Annotated in this window: 19 protein-coding genes; 8 read left to right on the top strand and 11 right to left on the bottom strand. The window is 52.8% G+C overall.

Annotation, left to right across the window (positions count from 1 at the left end):
- The first annotated feature begins 304 nt into the window (after positions 1-304).
- On the top strand, positions 305-631 hold the full coding sequence (locus ACFE7X_RS21100; RefSeq protein WP_375437670.1) for a hypothetical protein: 327 nt from the start codon (positions 305-307) through the stop codon (positions 629-631).
- A gap of 371 nt (positions 632-1002) precedes the next feature.
- Positions 1003-1404, top strand: a complete 402-nt coding sequence (locus tag ACFE7X_RS21095) for a nuclear transport factor 2 family protein (protein ID WP_375437669.1) — start codon at positions 1003-1005, stop codon at positions 1402-1404.
- Positions 1405-1750: 346 nt separating this feature from the next.
- Here the strand turns inward: ACFE7X_RS21095 and ACFE7X_RS21090 are convergent, their stop codons facing one another.
- Positions 1751-2638, bottom strand: coding sequence for a DUF5694 domain-containing protein (locus ACFE7X_RS21090; RefSeq protein WP_375437668.1), 888 nt, complete (start codon positions 2636-2638; stop codon positions 1751-1753).
- 353 nt (positions 2639-2991) lie between these two features.
- Complete coding sequence (locus ACFE7X_RS21085) at positions 2992-3675, bottom strand: dihydrofolate reductase family protein (RefSeq protein WP_375437667.1); 684 nt, start codon at positions 3673-3675, stop codon at positions 2992-2994.
- Between the two features lie 325 nt (positions 3676-4000).
- On the opposite strand from ACFE7X_RS21085, the gene ACFE7X_RS21080 reads away from it, so the two are divergent.
- Both ACFE7X_RS21080 and ACFE7X_RS21075 read left to right on the top strand, forming a co-directional pair.
- Complete coding sequence (locus ACFE7X_RS21080) at positions 4001-4264, top strand: hypothetical protein (protein ID WP_375437666.1); 264 nt, start codon at positions 4001-4003, stop codon at positions 4262-4264.
- Between the two features lie 290 nt (positions 4265-4554).
- Positions 4555-5004, top strand: coding sequence for a hypothetical protein (locus tag ACFE7X_RS21075; RefSeq protein WP_375437665.1), 450 nt, complete (start codon positions 4555-4557; stop codon positions 5002-5004).
- A 125-nt stretch (positions 5005-5129) separates the two neighbouring features.
- Here ACFE7X_RS21075 and ACFE7X_RS21070 read toward each other — a convergent pair whose 3' ends face one another.
- The 3 genes from ACFE7X_RS21070 to ACFE7X_RS21060 all read right to left on the bottom strand — a co-directional run bounded on the left by ACFE7X_RS21070 (position 5130) and on the right by ACFE7X_RS21060 (position 6071).
- A complete protein-coding gene (locus ACFE7X_RS21070; protein WP_375437664.1) occupies positions 5130-5501 on the bottom strand; it encodes a DUF5615 family PIN-like protein in 372 nt (123 codons plus the stop codon).
- A complete protein-coding gene (locus ACFE7X_RS21065; protein WP_375437663.1) occupies positions 5501-5734 on the bottom strand; it encodes a DUF433 domain-containing protein in 234 nt (77 codons plus the stop codon). Before ACFE7X_RS21065 ends, ACFE7X_RS21070 begins: the two co-directional genes overlap by 1 nt.
- Before the next feature lie 160 nt (positions 5735-5894).
- Positions 5895-6071, bottom strand: a complete 177-nt coding sequence (locus ACFE7X_RS21060; RefSeq protein ID WP_375437662.1) for a hypothetical protein — start codon at positions 6069-6071, stop codon at positions 5895-5897.
- Between the two features lie 121 nt (positions 6072-6192).
- Between ACFE7X_RS21060 and ACFE7X_RS21055 the strand changes: the two genes are divergently transcribed.
- Complete coding sequence (locus tag ACFE7X_RS21055; protein ID WP_375437661.1) at positions 6193-6438, top strand: hypothetical protein; 246 nt, start codon at positions 6193-6195, stop codon at positions 6436-6438.
- Positions 6428-6955: a DUF2335 domain-containing protein gene (locus tag ACFE7X_RS21050; RefSeq protein ID WP_375437660.1), complete on the top strand. Its 528-nt coding sequence runs from the start codon at positions 6428-6430 to the stop codon at positions 6953-6955. Before ACFE7X_RS21055 ends, ACFE7X_RS21050 begins: the two co-directional genes overlap by 11 nt.
- Before the next feature lie 138 nt (positions 6956-7093).
- Here ACFE7X_RS21050 and ACFE7X_RS21045 read toward each other — a convergent pair whose 3' ends face one another.
- The 4 genes from ACFE7X_RS21045 to ACFE7X_RS21030 form a co-directional block, all read right to left on the bottom strand.
- Entirely contained in the window at positions 7094-8575 is a 1482-nt protein-coding gene (locus ACFE7X_RS21045; protein ID WP_375437659.1) for a P-loop NTPase fold protein, read from the bottom strand.
- A 68-nt stretch (positions 8576-8643) separates the two neighbouring features.
- Positions 8644-11022 (bottom strand): ribonucleoside-diphosphate reductase subunit alpha, encoded by a 2379-nt coding sequence (locus tag ACFE7X_RS21040; RefSeq protein ID WP_375437658.1) that lies wholly within the window; start codon positions 11020-11022, stop codon positions 8644-8646.
- A 587-nt stretch (positions 11023-11609) separates the two neighbouring features.
- A complete protein-coding gene (locus tag ACFE7X_RS21035) occupies positions 11610-11789 on the bottom strand; it encodes a hypothetical protein (protein WP_375437657.1) in 180 nt (59 codons plus the stop codon).
- A 340-nt stretch (positions 11790-12129) separates the two neighbouring features.
- Positions 12130-12510, bottom strand: coding sequence for a hypothetical protein (locus ACFE7X_RS21030; protein ID WP_375437656.1), 381 nt, complete (start codon positions 12508-12510; stop codon positions 12130-12132).
- A 309-nt stretch (positions 12511-12819) separates the two neighbouring features.
- Here ACFE7X_RS21030 and ACFE7X_RS21025 point away from each other — a divergent pair, with 309 nt between their 5' ends.
- Positions 12820-15192, top strand: coding sequence for a response regulator (locus ACFE7X_RS21025; RefSeq protein WP_375437655.1), 2373 nt, complete (start codon positions 12820-12822; stop codon positions 15190-15192).
- A 7-nt stretch (positions 15193-15199) separates the two neighbouring features.
- On the opposite strand, the gene ACFE7X_RS21020 is transcribed toward ACFE7X_RS21025, so the two are convergent.
- Entirely contained in the window at positions 15200-15967 is a 768-nt protein-coding gene (locus ACFE7X_RS21020; protein ID WP_375437654.1) for a LytR/AlgR family response regulator transcription factor, read from the bottom strand.
- A gap of 241 nt (positions 15968-16208) precedes the next feature.
- On the bottom strand, positions 16209-17168 hold the full coding sequence (locus ACFE7X_RS21015) for a ribonucleoside-diphosphate reductase small subunit (RefSeq protein ID WP_375437653.1): 960 nt from the start codon (positions 17166-17168) through the stop codon (positions 16209-16211).
- Positions 17169-17640: 472 nt separating this feature from the next.
- On the opposite strand from ACFE7X_RS21015, the gene rplU reads away from it, so the two are divergent.
- Complete coding sequence (gene rplU / locus ACFE7X_RS21010) at positions 17641-17946, top strand: 50S ribosomal protein L21 (RefSeq protein WP_375437652.1); 306 nt, start codon at positions 17641-17643, stop codon at positions 17944-17946.
- Positions 17947-17973 lie beyond the last annotated feature (27 nt).

The raw sequence follows: 17973 nt of genomic DNA, 5'->3' as shown, positions 1-17973 counted from the left end.
CACGTAAGATAGCTAGAAACTGAAAAGCCGTTGGGCTCGATGCAAGCAAGTTGGTTGTATTGAAGGCTGAGCGGCTACCCCGAAAAACGGTGGCTTCCTTGCCTGTCATCAACCAGCGAAAAAACTTTCCACGGCAGTACTAGCCCGTGTTGTGCCCGCAAGTAAACTTGAGCTAGAGAGTAGCCGTAATCCTGCTAACATAGTCACTCGTTGTCGCCCTTCTTCCTTCTACCGACTTAGGTAGCTACCGCGCGACACCGAGTTGGTGCTTGTTTCGTTTCTCACTCGTTTTGTTGTCTGCCTTATGCATCGCCTTCCCTTCTTTTCCTTGTTGCTGATTGGCTTGGCGGCAACTTCCGCGCAAGCCCAAGGTGGTGCATCCGTTACGCCTACCCAGCGCAACACAGGTGAGCGGATAAGCCCAGTACCCGGCGTTACGCTGCCCGCTGCCGTGGGCCAAGACAAAGCCGAGCCGGTGCCACCTCCGCTCCCCATTCGCCCCAACGGCGTGCTGCCCCAGCCCGCCATTCCCCGCGGCGATGTAACAGTCGGCCCCGTCGATTCGGGCCAAGTGCAGCCCACCAACCGCCGCGCCACTACGCCTGCCCGGTCGCAAAAGAAACGCCCGTAGCAGCAGAAGCTAGTTGTCGAAGTAGGTAGTAGAGTTGATGAACTCCGATACCAGCGCCCCACTTTTCGGCGCTACGGTACCACGGCTAATGGGCTGTACTAATCTGCCTCTGTTCCACCACCGGTCGATACTGTAGCAAGTGGTTGTTCGGGCTACTTTGCAGGAGTCCGGCGTGCAGCAAGCGCAAGGAGCCAACGGGTAACTTGATTTTCAAGGCTCGCAACAAAGCCGGCTCAAGATGCCTATGGAGCAGGCAATAACAGCGCTTGGAGCGAATAGGTTGGAACCTCAGAACTGCGAACTGCCACAACGTGGCAAGGCTTTGTTCTTTCTAGTACCTTGCTAGCCTGTTTGCTTTCACTGCCAATTGTATGAACGAGTCGCTTGACGTTATTAACGCTTACTTTGATCTTGTCCAATCGTTGAATGTAGACTCCGCTGCCTACGCCGCAGTGTTGCATCCGGAGGTAGAGCAAATCGAGTTTCCCAACTCCCTCAACAAAACCATTCAGCGCCGGTCTTTCAACGACATTATCGATAACCTACGAATCGGCCGGGAGCTACTGCGCGACCCGTCGTTTGAAGTGTACCACACCCATTTCGGTGCCGACGGTAGTGTGCTGGTAGAAGGTCTCTGGCAGGCGACAACGGTAAGTGATGTCAGGGCACTAACTCGGGGGCAGCGTCTGGCTTCTCACCTCTGCCTGATCTTTGAATTCAAAGACGGCAAGATTTACCGGCAGCGGCGCTATCCTTGCTTCGAGCAATTTTAACTCGAAATTGGGTATTTGAATTTGCTTAAGCGCTGGCCCACGTCGTTTCGTTACTGAACGGATAGCTCCTCTAAGAAGCTGTTTAAGTTACTGTCTGTCGTCACGGGTAGAAACGCCTACTTGCGTCTCGTCGGCTGCGCCATTCAGGTAATTGTGGTCCAACGACAAGACGCAAGTAGGCGTCTCTACTCCGTAAGGATAGCTTCGCTGCTACCTCAAACAGCTTCTAAGCGCAGATGAGGTATTTCGCGTGCCAACATAGTTGGATTTAGATCCTATACCGTGGTGGCCGCAGAAGTAGGAATAAGGGAAAATACCTTGTCTACCTCGCCATAACACAGCGGGCTTATTGCTTCAGATACGTGGAGGCTTCCACTACCTGGTAGGCCGGGTCGGTGCGGAAAATACCTTGCAGCGAACCTATGTGGCGGGCCCCGATAATAGTAAGAATACGCGCGCTGCGGCTAGCCATCTGCGTCGTGACTATGTTGGAGTAAATCTTCAAGTCGCGGTTGTAGATAACCGAAATGAACTCGGCGCCCACGTAATGCGGGCTAATGAAGGCGGCATCTACCATCGGGTCGGGCTTCAGAGTACCATCCGTTACCCGGGCGGGGGTGCGGTACACGAGGGTATGCAGTTGTTGAAGAAGTGCCGGGCTATTGACGAAGCTCAGCAGGTTGGCCATAGTTAGGTTGCCACTTTCCCACTTCTGAAGCATGGGCGCCCCGTAGGCCCGATGCTCGGCCGTGGCATCCTCGTAAAGCTTGATGTTGGTGCCTTGGTGCAGAATACTTTGGGAAGTGCCACCTGGTGCATTTACGCAGTAGATGCGCTCCAACCCTAAGCGCTTACCCAGTACAAAACCCAGCTGGTAGGTTTCGGAGCGCCCGTTGGGCATCGTGTTCAAGTCGAGCTTGCCTTGCCGATAGAGGGTGTACAAACTATCCATACGAACCTGCCGCTCGGGCAATTCTTCCACCATGATGGCATCGGGCTGGAACCGTTGCATCTGGTCGCAGACGGCACTTAACTCAGCTTGGCGCTTCGTGGTTAGCACATCGGTGTTGGGGTTGTTGGGCTTATAGACTTGGGCCAGGTGCGGGCCGCCTACCATCATAACAGCAATAGGTGCTGGGTTAGAGGCCGGGCCGGATGTGGGTTGGTTTTTGGTGGTGGTGCAGCCAAACAGGCCAGTCAGGGAAACAAAACAGGGGAATAGTAGTTGGCGCATGCGGGAGGAGGTGTGTCGGCGGCGAATATAGGAGTTTGGTTTTGTCTCCAACCGCCTCCCATCAAATTGCCTCTGACCCACTATCTATTGCTTGGCGCGCCAACTGCTGCCAAAAGTAACTGTTCAGTTAAAGCCACTCGGTTGCAGCAGGCGCCCTCTTGCCCAAACACAACGAACACGCCTTTGTTTCTCGGTCATACACCGTCTGCCCGAACCACACCGCAGCCCCCTTCCATAGTATGAATATACTGTTGCCCTGAGCTTGCGCAGAACTTCTCACGCGCGATAATGTGCTTAGGACAACAAGGTAGGAGTGTAGTAGCGAAGACTTTATGCTAGCCGAGGTGCAAGTTCTACGCGGCCTCAACCTGATACCGCAGCCACAGAATACCATCCGGGCGCTGCTCTACGCTTTGCAGCTTGAACTGCACCGGCGGCCCTGGTTCCTCGCCCTGCTCGAAGAGAGTGGGAGAGGTGGCCGCGCCATCTACCACGGGGTAATGCAGCAAACTTAGCTCGTCTACCAGCCCAGCCTTGAGCAAGGAGCCGTTTAGGTGCCCGCCGCCTTCCAGCAAGATGGTCTGGATGAGAAACAACTCGCCCAATTTATCAAGCACCAGCGCGAAATCCAGTTCCTGCGCGCCGCCGAACACATACGAGACGCCCTGCCGCCGCAGATACGCCAGGTACTCGTCGCTGACTTGCTCGGTGAGGACGGCCACCACGTGGTCCTCGTCGATGTAGGCCGATTCCCAGCCGAGCTTACCGTGCGCATCCACCGCCACCGCAAACGACTCTGCTTCGTGCTCGGCCACGAAATCGGTGCGGGGCAGGGACTCCGCAACGGGTTGCAGGTCGGGGGCTAGGCCGTCGGTGAAGTCCTTTTCCATCGTCACGCGCCCGCACAGCCAGGCTTGAGCGGCAAAGGTAGCGGCGGTGGTTTCGTACTCTTTGGTATTAGGCTTCGCGCCCCAGCGGCTAAGAATGATGCGCCCGTCCAGGGAAGTCATCATGTGGCAAATCACCCGAGGTTTCATAGCTATAAATGGGAGCTTGGTAAAGGAGAAAGTGCCGTAAAGGCATTAAAGTAGCTCCTATACGGGCGGACTGGTTGAAGGTGCTGGTCCAGCAGAAAAACACTTGATTAACCGGGTAAGATCAGTGCCTAAATTGGCTTAATCTTTGAACTGCCGGAAAATGCCGAGTAAATGATTATTGTTTCACTCTCGGGCTTGTATCATGTTTAGTTTCGTTTTCCGAGATTCTAGCTGGGTAATAGGCTGTGGGATAAAATAAGTTTTGTATTTTTCTCCTGAAATTCACTCGTTTGCTTCTTGCTTTATATTTTCATTTTTCCTTCGTATGATTAAATCCTTTACCGCCCTGTTCGTACTGGTAGCCGCTCTGGCATTAGATGGCACCCCAGCCCAAGCGCAGATCAATATCAACATCAACCGGCCAGCTCCTCAATACGTGGTAGTGCATGAAGTGCACTCCGAGAAGAAATGGAAGGCTCCTAAACAGAAAAAAGCCACCGTCCTGCTTGTGCCCGCTCAGCCGGTTTATGTTGTTCGCAGAGGCCATGGCCACGGGCATGGACACGGCCACGGTAAAGGCAAGCACTAGCTAAATCAGCGACAGTCGTATACTAAAAGGGCTTCCACACGCAGTGGAAGCCCTTTTTTATGTGTTTCCCCGCTAGGCTGCCACTAAGCGAGTCTATCAAGAGCCTTTACTGAATTCACGTTCTACCTCGTGCACCGCTCACGCCACACGATGTCAAACCCAGACAGCAAACGTCATCACCTTATTCCGTCCCTTAGGGCCGCAATTGCCCCCTTAGATGGTCGCAGTTGCCCCCGGCATCTTCAGTAGGCTATAACTAACTTCCGAGTGTCATTTAAACAACTCCTGCCATGTCTGACACCACCCTTCAGCCTCAGCCCAACCCCGACCTTGCCAGCCTCGACCGACTAGTGGGCACCTGGGCGGTATCCGACCCTAGTGGGCACAACGCCATCAGCGGCACCGTCACCTACCACTGGATGGAAGGCCGTTTCTTCCTCATGCAGCAAGTAAGCCTCAGCCATGGCGAGCGGCAGATAAAGGGCCTGGAAATCATCGGGCACGAACAACCCTTCGGCGCCGAGCCCAGCCCCGACATCAAGTCCCGCTACTATGACAACCTCGGCAGCACCTTCGACTACGTGTACGAGCTGGAAGGCGACACGCTCACAATTTGGGGCGGCGCCAAAAACTCACCCGCCTATTACCGCGGTACCTTTAGCCCCGACGGCAACACCAACACCGGCGCTTGGACCTACCCCGGCGGCGGTTACGCCTCCTCCATGACCCGAATCAGCTGAACCCCATAGCGCCAACTAATTGGTTCAGCGCCACCCGAACGTGCGGTGTGCCCCGAAACCAATGCGTCCGTGCTCCGAGAGTTCCTCGGAGTACGGATATAAGAACCAAGAAACCAATCAGGTTACTACCGATGAATTACCAGTTGTTCGCGTGACAACTCCAAGTAGCTATGCCATTGCAGCGCCTTGGTTAGTTCCGGTAGATGCTGGCGGAATAGCGCCACAAGCTCGGTGGTAGTGATATTTCCGGTGGAAACCAGCCGCAACTTGTAGGGGCGACCGTGCAAGATGAAGGTGTTCACGAAGTCGGCGTCCTTGGTAATTACCACCCGGCTCTCGCGTACCGATAGCTCATTGATATTTCCATCAGGTGTGTGGTTGGCTTCCGGTAAATCGAGCGTGTGTAGCGCGTCATATCCTGCTTCGTGGGCCAGCCAACGAGCCAAGTGTTTCGGTAGTTGCGCATCTACCAGAACCTTGACCAACGGTGCCGCCATTAGGAAGCTAAGCGGTAGAAAGTCTTAGTTTTGAGTAATTCCGCAGCGTAGGCTTGGCAGGCGCGCAAGTCCTCCGCTTCCAAGTCCTCATAGTCAGCCAGGATTTCGGCGTCGGTCATGCCCGAAGCCAGCAGTTCCAGTACGTTTTGCACCGGATAGCGCAACCCGCGTACCGTGGGCTGGCCGTGGCAGATAGTCGGGTTAACGGTAATGCGGGAGAGTAAATCAGCCATACACCAAAGTACGGAATTTCTCTGCTGGTAGAGGTGAGCTATTGCCCTGGTGCCACCCAAACGTGCGGTGCGCCGCGAAACCATTGCGTCCGTGCTCCGGGAGTTCCTCGGGGCACCGCGGTTGTATAAACTACTCTATCGGCTGTTACAAAACAGCCGCTTAGGAAGCAGCAAGTGGGAGCTTTCCTGTTGTTCTCAGATGGGCGAAAAACTCCTGTTCCGTCATCCATTTGCTGATGCGGCTCTTGGCTATTTCTTCCACCGGCTTGCCTGTCATGGAGAAGTCAGTTGGGTTGGCGGCCGAGCCCGTCGAAGATGGCTTGTTCGATGGTTTCATAGGTAGCAGGCAGGTTTACGTCTTCAACAACAATATGGTCGGCGGTTAATTCAAACCAAATAATTACCTTCGGCGTTAGTAGTAAAGTTTCACTAAAAACTAGCATCTCATGTTTAAGCGTATGCTCCGAACGGATTTTCTGTTCAGCAAAGCCGGCTGGCTGATTGGGGCAGGCTCTGTTTTTAACTTGGCTGGTAATTACTATTCTTTCAACTCTTCCCTTTCGGGAGCGGAAGCTGACCGCAAAGCTTTGGAAGCCGACTGGAACATGGTGGGGTTGGATCTGGAGAAGTCGTTGACCGCCTACGAAGCTGAATTGCAGGCCGCTCAGTCCAAGCAGCTCTCTTTCAATTTCGATGGCCGATAGACCAGATAAAAAGAACAAGCCAACCAGCACGGTTCAGCCCACCAACAATACGTCTCCTATTACTCCCGTTCCTCCGGTAGATGCCCTACCGCCCGAGGTGCGGGATTTTGTTTTGTCGCTGCCACCCGACAAGCGGCAACAAGCCACACGGGTACTTATTCAGGTGACACGCACCCACTCTGGCCCGATTCCCTCAGCCGATGCGCTGGCGCAATATGGCTCGGTACTCGAAAGTGCTCCTGACCGAATTCTGCGCATGGCCGAAAAGCAGTCTGACCACCGTATGGAGCTGGAAAAGTCTACCATTCGCCGCCAACTCATTCAAAGCGGCGTTGGTCAGGTACTCGCGTTTTTGGTGTCCATTGGTTGTATCGGCGCTTCTTCCTGGCTGGCCTATGAAGGCCACGACGCCGTAGCCGGCGTTATCGGCGGCACTACAGTAATAGGATTGGTTTCGGTCTTCATCTACGGCAAAGTCTCTCAGCAAAAAGACCTGAGAGAGAAAAACGGGAAGTAACTCCTGCTATTCGTTACTCCTGACCCCACCGCCACCCGAACACGCGGTGCGCCCCGAAACCACTGCGTCCGGGCTCCGGGAGTTCCTCGGGGCACGGACGCGTTTTAAGGTGTTTACTTCATTTGTCTATCGATAAAGTTATGAGTGCTCTAAACCAACAAGTACTGCTAATCTAGAAGTGGCTTCGGCCGTAAATGACCACAATGGAATTCTGCTTGTAAAAGCTTGAGGAGTTTGGCCATTTATTGTTTTAATATCTGTTAAGAAAGCATTATAATCCTGCACTAGATATTCTATCTTCATTCCTGCAAATTCGATGGTGTTTAGTTCTTCGAATCTTTTATAAGCTTGACTTTTAGCGAATACTGGTAAAAGAAATCTTTCAATTAATATTATTTTGCTTCTATTATCGGTGCCAAAATTTGAAAAGGCTTTAGATAATTTATTTAAATTATTATACTCCATTTCGTCATTATCTGCTATGGTCTTAAGCCTTTCAATTAAAGAATTCGTATCTTGAAAAATATTCTTTAAAATAAAAAATATTTCCAAAAATAGTAGTCCATCTAAGTTATGATCTTTGTTGCTGTTTGCTAAAGATTTACCTACATCGCTGGTTTCTAAATTGATTTTCATTAATGATCTTAAATTGAGAATATTGTTTTTAGATAATATAGATAGAATGGCAAAGAGAAAAGAGTAAGTATTTGCTTTCTCTCTGTTATGAAAAGATTTTATTCTGTCACTATATTCTAACCAGCTTATTGTTGCTTCAAGATTGCTATAATAAAAAATATCATCGGAGTAAAACTTGTCAATATACCCGTCAAAGTCAACTTTAGGCCCGTACTTATGCCTGAAAATACCTTTGATGTTTTTTATATCACATATTGGAATGGTTTTGTTGAATAAAAATTTGTTCTCGTTTTCTCTTACATCTAAGTGTGCGCCAAGTACGTTTATTAACCTGAATATATGCTCTGGATCAACCCTGTCTACATCATCAATAATTAGAACTATTTTTTTATTGTGCTGCTTTAATTTCTGTATTGAATTATTTATTAATTCACTAATAAAATCATTTTCATACAATGAGCCTATTTTATTCGTAAAATAAAAATTAAATTGTTCTAATATCTTAAAATCATTCAAAGCATCACTATGTCTCTTCTTGAATGATTCATATTCATTGTACAAGCCATGTATGTGTTTGGCTAAATCTAATGTGGATTTGTCTATTTTATTTATAGATGTAACAAATTTATCCAAAACATCTCCAAAATTGATGGATATAAAATAATCTCGAGTGACATTATCAGGAATTGCGTTAGTGTTAAATAATTCGTATTTATCATTGTGCAATAGTAATTCATATATTATATCATATTTTATTAACTGGATGATGTCGTCATTACTTGAAATGGAGTAATTTATTGGTCTCAAGGTTATTGTGATATAATCATCTGTCCTTGCCTTGAAAAACTCTTTTAAAAAATAGGTTTTGCCTATGCCGAAAGGACCTGATATTATTATCCTTTCGTTTTTATTCAGATGTTGTTCGAATGCCTTTTGGGGTGAATCAATTTCGATGACTGATTTCTCAGGAGTTTCCGACTTCATACATCACAAAAAAAGGAGAGAGAAATACTATTCCTCTCTCCTGAATAAACTATATACAACTAATCACCTCAAGAACCGCAGGCCTCGCAGGCGTCGGGGTTATCCAGGGAGCAGGCCATATCGGAGGCGTTTTGGGCTGATACGTTCAGGGGCTCCAGGGTCTCGGCGGCTTGCTTCTGCACCGTGAACTTGATGGCGTCGGCGGCGGCTTTGGTGCGCAGGTAGTACATGCCGGTTTTCAGGCCGCGCTTCCAGGAGTGGAAGTGCATACTGGTGAGCTTGCCGAAGTTCACGTTCAGCACGTGCAGGTTCAGGCTCTGGCTCTGGCAGATGTAGGCGCCGCGGTCGGCGGCCATGTCGATGATGCGGCGCTGCGAGATTTCCCACACCGTCTTATACAGGTCCTTGATGGACTGCGGAATGGTCGGGATGCCCTGCACCGAGCCGTTGGCGGCGATGATGTCGTTCTTCATCTGCTCGTTCCACAGGCCCAGCTTCACCAGGTCCTTGAGCAGGTGCTTGTTCACGACCATAAACTCGCCGCTCAGCACCCGGCGCACGTAGATGTTGCTCGTGTAGGGCTCAAACGACTCGTTGTTGCCCAGAATCTGGGCGGTGCTGGCCGTGGGCATCGGCGCCACGAGCAGCGAGTTGCGCACGCCGTGGGTCATCACCTCTTCGCGCAGCGCGGCCCAGTCCCAGCGGCCCGAGTCGGGCGTCACGCCCCACATATCAAACTGAAACGTGCCTTTGCTCATCGGCGAGCCGGGGAAGCTCTCGTAGGCGCCGTTCTTCTTGGCCAGGTCCTTCGAGGCCGTCATGGCGGCGAAGTAGATGGTCTCGAAGATGTCCTTGTTCAGCCCGCTGGCCTCGTCGCTCTCGAAGGGCATCCGCAGGGCAATGAACGTGTCGGCCAGCCCCTGCACGCCCAGCCCGATGGGCCGGTGCCGCAGGTTGCTGCGCTCGGCTTCGGGCACGGGGTAGTAATTCACGTCAATCACCTTGTTGAGGTTGAGCGTGGCGTGGTAGGTCACCTCGTAGAGCTTCTGATGGTCGAAAGCCAGGTGCCCGTTCATCTCGCGCACGTAGCGCGGCAGGGCCAGCGAGGCCAGGTTGCAGACCGCGATTTCGTCCTTGTCGGTGTACTCCAGAATCTCGCAGCACAGGTTGCTCGACTTGATCGTGCCCAGGTTCTGCTGGTTCGATTTGCTGTTGGCGTGGTCCTTAAAGAGCATGTAGGGCGTGCCGGTTTCAGTCTGGCTTTCCAGAATCGCAAACCACAGCTCCTGCGCCTTGATGGTCTTGCGGCCGCGGCCTTCCCGCTCGTATTTGTGGTAGAGCTTCTCGAACTCCGGGCCCCAGGTCGTGTCGAGGCCGGGGCACTCGTGGGGGCACATCAGGGTCCAGTCGGCGTTGGCCTCCACGCGCTTCATGAACAAATCCGGGGTCCACATGGCGTAGAACAGGTCGCGGGCGCGCATCTCCTCCTTGCCGTGATTTTTCTTCAAGTCCAGGAACTCAAAGATGTCGGCGTGCCAGGGCTCCAGGTACACCGCGAAGGCGCCCTTGCGCTTGCCGCCGCCCTGGTCCACGTAGCGGGCCGTGTCGTTGAACACCTTCAGCATCGGCACCAGGCCGTTGGAAGTGCCATTGGTGCCCTTGATGTAAGAGCCCGTGGCCCGCACGTTGTGCACGGCCAAACCGATACCACCCGCCGACTGCGAAATCAGGGCGCAATTCTTCAGCGTGTCGTAAATGCCCTCGATGGAGTCGTCCTTCATCGTGAGCAGGAAGCACGAGCTGAGCTGCGGCTTCGGAGTGCCCGCGTTGAAGAGCGTAGGCGTGGCGTGCGTAAACCACCGCTCGCTCATCAGCTCATACGTAGCAATAGCCGCATCGATATCCTCTTTATGGATGCCGATGGCCACGCGCATAATCATGTGTTGTGGGCGCTCCACTACCTTGCCGTCGAGGCGAAGCAAGTAGCTGCGCTCCAGCGTCTTGAAGCCGAAATAATCGTAGTTGTAGTCCCGGTCGTAGATGATGGCCGAGTCCAGGGTAGCGGCGTGCTTATGAATGGTTTCCCACACGTCTCTCGCCAGCAAGGAGGCGTTTTCGCCGGTCTTGGGGTCCTGGTAGGTGTAGAGCCGCTTCATGGTGCTGCTAAACGACTTCGCCGTCACCTTGTGCAGGTTGCTCACCGCAATCCGGGCCGCCAGAATGGCGTAGTCGGGGTGCTTGGTGGTGAGGGAAGCGGCGGTTTCGGCCGCCAAGTTGTCAAGCTCCACGGTTGTGACGCCGTCGTAAATCCCATCGATGACCTTTTTGGCCACCTCAATCGGGGAGACATACATCATGTTGAGCCCGTAGCAGAGCTTTTCAATGCGCGCCGTGACTTTATCGAATTTCACGGATTCGCGGCGGCCGTCGCGTTTTAGTACCAGCATAGACGTAGCAGGTTGATGTGGTTGAAGTATGGAACTGCCCACCCCAAAGAGAAGCCAGCAGAAGATTCAAGAAGAGATTCTGGACGCCAGCACGCTGCCCGCATGCGTCCGTTGAGTAGTGGAAGATATCCCCTTCCAGTGGGTAGGACAAACCTAAAGTTTAGAAGTTTTCCACATAGCCACAAAACGGTGCAGTTCAGCGGGTTTTCTAAATGTAAGCAATGCTATATAAATTAGTAAACTACCCGAATTTTAGGTTGGCAAATTCAGGCGGAAAGTGTATTGCTTGTAGGCGGTAGAGCTGAACGGTAAGCGAGTCGTGTTGTTGGTAGCGCGTAGCATAGTAGTAGAGCAAAAGACAAAACGCACCACCCAACCGTCGGTGCTCCTAAGTGGAGCGAAGGACCTAGTGCCTGAACGATGGTCATAACAACGACTCGTTCTACAGGCATCAGATCCTTCGCCCCACTCAGGAGCACTCAACGGTTGGGTAGGTAGTAATTTCTGTGATGAACACCATAAAGGTGTTAAGTGCTCTGAAACGTATTATGTATCTCCTAGTAGTAATACGCACATCTTCCGCTGCCTTATTTCCTCTCCAAGTACCACCACAACCCGCCAACCAACAACGTCGCGCCCGCCACTAGCGCCACAGCCGTTGTGCCGCGGCCGTAGTTAACGCATGAGCAATCAGTAAATAGTAGTTGACCGTTCCACCGGAAACGACGGCGGCAGGCAAAGCAAGGCGACACGAAAGAAGGCTCCATAAGGCAGAGAATAAACAAGGGAAGTAGAAGCTTTATGCCCTAAATCACCTGATGGTAACCGTGGAGGTTGCCCGGATATTGCCGTAAGTTCAGTGGTCAAGCCTCGGAACATTGGGCAAACCTTACTTGGCTGGTTTACGCAATGAGGTAGTGTGTACAGCAGCCCATCCAATAACCAGAAACTGAAGGGGCCAGTAATGCGGCGCGTTAATCTCATCCGTTGGGGCTTCGCGCCCCCGCTTTCTTGCCAGCAGTAAGCACGAAAAAGCCACCCCAATGCGGAGTGGCTTTTTTATCACATGAATAAGTCAGATAATAGGATAGTCTAAGATAAAAAAGATTATTTCAGCAACTCAGAACTCTGACGGAGCACGTCGCGGGCAATAGCTAGATTAGTGTCGCGGGAGTTTACTACTAGGTATATGAACTTCTTGCCGTCGGGCGTCAGGTTGATGAGGTGTAGCTGGTTGGTGAGTGTAATCAGGATATCGTCGATTGCCTCGCCGGTCAGCTTAAGGGCCGCCATGGCCTTTTGCTTCTGCTTTACTATTTCGGTGTTGTAAGCCGCTGCCGTTTCCGGGTTTAGGTTCGGGCTGTTGGAGTGTGAAGCCAGAGCCATGCCCGATTGTATGTCTACGATGGCCACAGCTACGAGGCTTGGCAGCAAGTTGATGATGTCTTGAACAGTTTGGCCGGCAGTGGAATTAAGAGAGTAAGCCATTATAAATAAAAGAGATAACCAAGTCGAAGAATAAAATATAGAGTTGATAGTGGCAACCAAGTAAGAGCACGAGAAGATAATTTGCTCTACCAAGTCTGTCTTGCTTCCCCGATGACATTACAATGTTAGTATCGGAGGGAGGAGAGTCAGGGGATTTTTGCTGGTTTGCCCCATTTTTGATGTAACCCGTCCTATTTTTACAGCGAGTGATGGAACTCTGAATTGAAAGCAGCTCGCCTAGCTGTTTTGTTAGCAGTGTTTAAGTGGAAGTTCGCACTGAGTAGTTAAGGAACGATTACTATTTTTTGCATGCCCTCCGATTCTGCTCGCGCCCTTAGTTCCTTCAACGCCGATACGCGCATTGCCGAGCTGGAACGGGCCCTCCACGAAGCCAACGAGCGTGCTACTACCGCCGAGCGCCGGCTGGCTGGGATGCTGGAACAATCCGGGCCCGGATTGCTAGTAGTCAGCCCGGAGGGAACTATCGAGCGGATCAATGAGGTACTGTGCCAGCTACTAGGTGGCGCCGAGGCACCAGCCTACTGGATTGGCCAACCCGCCGACGTCTTGTTCGCCCGCATGCAGAGCCTTGCCGTGCAGCCCGCTCAGCACGCGGTGCGTCTCATCGAGCTACGCGCCGCCCAGCAGCCCGCGACAAGTGAAAAAGTAGCTTTGCGCGATGGCCGAGTCTTGACGCAGGACTACATGCTGCTGTCCGCGTCTGGTGGAGCACCCCGCTCCGAGCTGTTCAGCTACCGCCTTGCACCGGGAGCCGCCCTTCCCGATGTGGCCGACGAATTTCAGTTACCTCAACTGCTTTGCCACTTGCCGGTGGCCGTAGCCATGCACGATTTGCAAGGCACATTGCTGGCCTGCAACCAAGCCTTTGCGCTGCTGCTGCAACTGCCGATTGCGCAACTAGTAGGCACCCAATTAAGCGCACTACTGCCCAGTACCAGCCATGCCCAAACTTGGTCTACGTATCTAACCCAAGTCAACTCGACTGACCAAATTATGGTGGGGCAGTTACCGGTGCTATCACCTCGCAACGCGGAGCCCCGGCAACTGCTTTACCATGCCCGCTGCATCAACCAGGCCGGGTCGGCGCCTTACGTGCTATTCTGCGCCCTCGATATTACGGAGCGCGTGCAGGCGGAAGCGGAGCTCAAGCAAAGCAAAGAAAGAGCCGAAGCCTCGGCGCTAGCCAAAGAAGGATTCTTAGCCAACCTCAGCCACGAAATCCGGACGCCCATGAACGGGGTGTTGGGCATGGCCCGCCAACTTACCAGAACCCAGCTCGACCAAGGCCAGCGGGAACTGCTGCGTATTATCCAGACCTCGGGTGAGCATTTGCTGTCCGTACTCAATGAAGTATTGGACATGACCAGAATCAGTTCCACCCGGCTCGAACTAGAGCACCTATCCTTTGATTTGCAGGAGTCGATGGAAGTGGCCCTGCAACCTTTAGCCGTGCAGGCCACCGAGAAAGGGGTTGCTTTTCATGTAGCCTTGTTTTTGCAAGCCGAGCCGCTGCCGCGGGTTATGGGCGACGCGTACCGCCTCAATCAGGTGTTAATCAACCTGGTATCCAATTCCATTAAGTTCACCGCACCCGATGGCAGCATTTCGATAGGTGGCTATTTAATAAGCGAAACCGAAACGCACCTCACGGCTGGGTTCCGCATCACAGATACCGGGATTGGCATTCCGGCCGATAAGCTCGATCATATCTTCGAGGACTTCGTGCAAGCCAGCCCCGACACGGCACGCCGCTTCGGCGGCACCGGCTTGGGGCTGGGCATTGCCCGCGCCCTGGTCGAGCAGATGAGCGGCACTATCGTGGTTGAGAGTCAGCTTAGTAGCGGGAGTACCTTTCAGTTCACCGTTACGCTGCCCCGGGCCGAGGGAGTGGACGCGGCGCCCCGCCCAGTGCTTCTGGATACCAGCGCGCTACGCAACCGCCGGGTGCTTGTTGTTGAGGACAACGGCATCAACCGCGAAGTGGTGCGCCTGCTGCTGCAAAACTGGGGCGTGCTGGTAGACGAAGCCGAGAACGGCCCAACCGCGTTGGCCCTACATGCCGAGCGTCGCTACGACGCCGTGCTCATGGATATTCAGATGCCGGGCATGAGTGGCGTGGAGGTCACCACGCAAATGCGTCTGCACCCCGACTGGGAGCGGGCACAGGTGCCCGTGCTGGCTCTCACGGCCAATGCCTTCCGCGCTGACCTAGACCGCTACCTGCAAGCCGGCATCAACGACTGCCTGACCAAGCCTTTTAAAGAAGAAGAGTTCTGTAGCAAGCTCGTGGCGCTGTTACAAGCTTTAGAAGTGCCTCCCTACAACTTAGAACAGGTGTACGAGTTGGCGGACGGCGAAATCCCCTTTGTGGAGCGCTTAGTACGTTCGTTTTTGCTGCACATACCGCCCAGCATACAGCAGATTGAAGTGGCCGCCGCCGCCAGGCAGTGGGCGCAAGTAGCTAAGCTGGTGCACCACATCAAGCCCAACCTCATACAGTTTGGTGTAGCCGGAGTAGCGCAGCCCTTGCAACTGCTGATGGATCAGCCTCGGGCGGGTGCTAAGGCCGGCAAGGTTCGGGCCGCGGCCGTGCAGCAGTTGGTGCGGCAGGTAGAGTGCGTGCTAAACAGGCTGTCCGAGGAGTTTCCGGCAGTTTCGTAGTGCCAACTTATAGCGCCCGCAGGCGCAGCGCAAGCGCGTCCTGGTAGGGCCGGCTCACGGGTACTTCGTGCTGGCCAAGCTTCAGCAGGTTGTCTTCCATGGACTCCACACGGTGCAGATTCACAATGTAGGAACGATGTACGCGCACGAAATGACGGAAGGGCAGCCGGTCCTCAATGCTTTTAAGTGTTCCGCTCACTATGTGCTTTTGCTTGTCAGTAACCAGTACGACGTAGGTTGATAAGGCCTCGATAAAAAGCACCGCTTCGAAATTGATGCGTTGCAGCTTGCCGTTGATTTTCACAAACAAGTCCGTGCCACTAGCCGAAACATCATTTGGTGCGGCAACACCAAGCGACACTGCCGGGGGCGCGGGCAATGGTGGCGGCGGGAGCGTGGGTTGGTATTGCTCCGTGACACACGCAATGGCCTGACAAAACCGCGCATAGCTTACTGGCTTTACCAAGTAATCGACCACGCGCAACTCGAAGGCATCCACGGCAAAACTGGCGTGCGTCGTTACCAGGATTACGGCAGGTTTGGGAGTGGGCAGCAATTTCACTAGCTCCAGCCCGGTAATATGTGGCATTTCAATATCAAGCAGCAGCAAATCAACTTGGCCGCCGCCGTGGAGGTAGGACAGCGCCTCCACCGCATCGGGAAACGAGGCCGCGAGCGTAAGCTGGGCGTGGCGCTGCACGGCGCGTTCCAGCGTGAAGCGGTTGATTTCGTTGTCGTCGATGATGACGCAAGCGAGCGAGACTGCGGGATTCATAGCAGAGGGTTGAGCTTGCAGATACGCAGATTCAAGCAGCGAATGGCTGTTTGCAGGTTTGCGGAGCACTAAGATTTTAAGTGTAAACTCAAATTTAACGAAGTAAGCTACAACGATTTATACGCCTTAGTAGCTGGCTGCCGACCTTACCTATAAAGTGATTACGCGCTAGAGACTTGGTCAACAAAAGAGCCCGTAGCAGTTGCTGCGGGCTCTTTTGTTGACCAGATTTGTGGCTTACTCAAAAATCTTCGTCCAGCGAGAAGGCGTTTTCGGTCCGTTCGCTCATCACGCCGGCCTTCTGGTATTCGGCCACGCGCTTCTCGAAGAAGTTGGTTTTGCCTTGCAGCGAAATCATCTCCATGAAGTCGAAGGGGTTGCTGGTGTTGAAGATTTTGGCGCAGCCCAGCGACACCAGGAGGCGGTCGGCGACGAACTCGATGTACTCCGACATGGCCTTGGCGTTCATGCCAATCAGGCTCACGGGCAGCGCGTCGGTCACGAACTCCTGCTCGATGCGCACGGCGTCGGCGATGATGGCCTGCACGCGGGCTTCAGGCAGCTTGTTTTGCAGGTAGCCGTAGAGCAGGCAGGCGAAGTCGCAGTGCAGGCCCTCGTCTCGGGAAATCAGCTCGTTGGAGAAGGTCAGGCCCGGCATCAGGCCGCGCTTCTTAAGCCAGAAAATGGAGCAGAACGAGCCGGAGAAGAAGATGCCCTCGACGGCGGCGAAGGCAATCAGGCGCTCGGCGAAATTCTCGGAGTTAATCCACTTCAGGGCCCACTCACCTTTTTTCTGCACCGCCGGCACGGTTTCTAGGGCGTTGAAAAGGTAGTCTTTCTCCTTGGGGTCTTTGATGTAGGTGTCAATCAAGAGCGAATACGTCTCGCTGTGAATGTTTTCCATCATAATCTGGAAGCCGTAGAAGCAGCGCGCCTCGGGCATCTGCACTTCCTGCATGAAGTTGACGGCCAGGTTCTCGTTCACGATGCCGTCGGAGGCCGCGAAAAAGGCCAGCACGTGGCTGATGAAGTGGCGCTCGTTGTCGTTGAGGTTGTCCCAGTCTTTCTGGTCCTGGCTTAAATCAATTTCCTCGGCCGTCCAGAACGAGGCTTCGGCTTTCTTGTACATCTGCCACACGTCGTTGTTCTGAATAGGAAAAAGGACGAAGCGGTTGGGATTCTCAATGAGCAGAGGTTCCATAGGGGAAGGCAAAAGGATGAGTTGGACTTCTGTAAAAAGGCAGGTTGCTGGGTAAACAAGCTCTCTGCAAACCCGACAACAAACCAGATTGTTCAGGCCTGTTTCGCCTTGCAGCTGAAAGGTTGATGCACCAAATATAAACCCGACTTGTGGGAAGGTTACCCCCTCGAAACCATTTTTTCTCTGTTAATTTTTCTGCATGTACTGACAAGGGCGGGCAAGGGCAGGTCATGGAAAATAGCTCTTAAAACATTGAAAAAGCTAGTTTTCGTTGATGTTATCCACATTTTGTTTGTGGATAATTGCAGTTGTCCACAAAATGTGTATGCGCGCGTCTATCACTAGGGCCTCTTGTCCACATTTCGGGGCTGCAAAAAGTTGAGAGCAATGAGGTTTAATGAGTTAGAGTTTGGATTTGTAAAATGATACTTCTACTTTTGCCTTCCATTTTTCAGAAACCGCGAAGACGCCGATGTACGCAATTGTCAATATAGCCGGGAAGCAGACCAAGGTCGAAGCCAATAAATTTGTATACGCCCACCGCTTGGCTGGCAACGTCGGCGATACGGTGGAATTGGGCAAAGCCCTGCTCACCGACGACAACGGAACCCTGAACGTTGGTTCGCCTCTGCTAGACGTAGCCGTAATGGGTACCATCTTGGCTCACGTAAAAGGCGACAAAGTTCTTGTATTCAAGAAGAAGCGCCGTAAGGGCTACAAAAAGCTGAACGGTCACCGTCAGCAGTTCACCAAAGTAATGATCAACAGCATCGGCTAGTTTAGTGATTTATGCTTAGGGCAAAGT

Origin of the sequence: uncultured Hymenobacter sp. (assembly GCF_964242765.1) — a bacterium.
GTDB lineage: Bacteria > Bacteroidota > Bacteroidia > Cytophagales > Hymenobacteraceae > Hymenobacter.
Note: the sequence above shows the minus strand (reverse complement) of the source record. Positions and strands in the feature narration are given on the sequence as shown.

Coding starts and splice junctions, on each gene's coding strand:
- ACFE7X_RS21100 (WP_375437670.1), top strand. CDS start 305: ATGCATCGCCTTCCCTTCTTTTCCTTGTTGCTGATTGGCTTGGCGGCA.
- ACFE7X_RS21095 (WP_375437669.1), top strand. CDS start 1,003: ATGAACGAGTCGCTTGACGTTATTAACGCTTACTTTGATCTTGTCCAA.
- ACFE7X_RS21090 (WP_375437668.1), bottom strand. CDS start 2,638: ATGCGCCAACTACTATTCCCCTGTTTTGTTTCCCTGACTGGCCTGTTT.
- ACFE7X_RS21085 (WP_375437667.1), bottom strand. CDS start 3,675: ATGAAACCTCGGGTGATTTGCCACATGATGACTTCCCTGGACGGGCGC.
- ACFE7X_RS21080 (WP_375437666.1), top strand. CDS start 4,001: ATGATTAAATCCTTTACCGCCCTGTTCGTACTGGTAGCCGCTCTGGCA.
- ACFE7X_RS21075 (WP_375437665.1), top strand. CDS start 4,555: ATGTCTGACACCACCCTTCAGCCTCAGCCCAACCCCGACCTTGCCAGC.
- ACFE7X_RS21070 (WP_375437664.1), bottom strand. CDS start 5,501: ATGGCGGCACCGTTGGTCAAGGTTCTGGTAGATGCGCAACTACCGAAA.
- ACFE7X_RS21065 (WP_375437663.1), bottom strand. CDS start 5,734: ATGGCTGATTTACTCTCCCGCATTACCGTTAACCCGACTATCTGCCAC.
- ACFE7X_RS21060 (WP_375437662.1), bottom strand. CDS start 6,071: ATGAAACCATCGAACAAGCCATCTTCGACGGGCTCGGCCGCCAACCCA.
- ACFE7X_RS21055 (WP_375437661.1), top strand. CDS start 6,193: ATGCTCCGAACGGATTTTCTGTTCAGCAAAGCCGGCTGGCTGATTGGG.
- ACFE7X_RS21050 (WP_375437660.1), top strand. CDS start 6,428: ATGGCCGATAGACCAGATAAAAAGAACAAGCCAACCAGCACGGTTCAG.
- ACFE7X_RS21045 (WP_375437659.1), bottom strand. CDS start 8,575: ATGAAGTCGGAAACTCCTGAGAAATCAGTCATCGAAATTGATTCACCC.
- ACFE7X_RS21040 (WP_375437658.1), bottom strand. CDS start 11,022: ATGCTGGTACTAAAACGCGACGGCCGCCGCGAATCCGTGAAATTCGAT.
- ACFE7X_RS21035 (WP_375437657.1), bottom strand. CDS start 11,789: ATGGAGCCTTCTTTCGTGTCGCCTTGCTTTGCCTGCCGCCGTCGTTTC.
- ACFE7X_RS21030 (WP_375437656.1), bottom strand. CDS start 12,510: ATGGCTTACTCTCTTAATTCCACTGCCGGCCAAACTGTTCAAGACATC.
- ACFE7X_RS21025 (WP_375437655.1), top strand. CDS start 12,820: ATGCCCTCCGATTCTGCTCGCGCCCTTAGTTCCTTCAACGCCGATACG.
- ACFE7X_RS21020 (WP_375437654.1), bottom strand. CDS start 15,967: ATGAATCCCGCAGTCTCGCTCGCTTGCGTCATCATCGACGACAACGAA.
- ACFE7X_RS21015 (WP_375437653.1), bottom strand. CDS start 17,168: ATGGAACCTCTGCTCATTGAGAATCCCAACCGCTTCGTCCTTTTTCCT.
- rplU (WP_375437652.1), top strand. CDS start 17,641: ATGTACGCAATTGTCAATATAGCCGGGAAGCAGACCAAGGTCGAAGCC.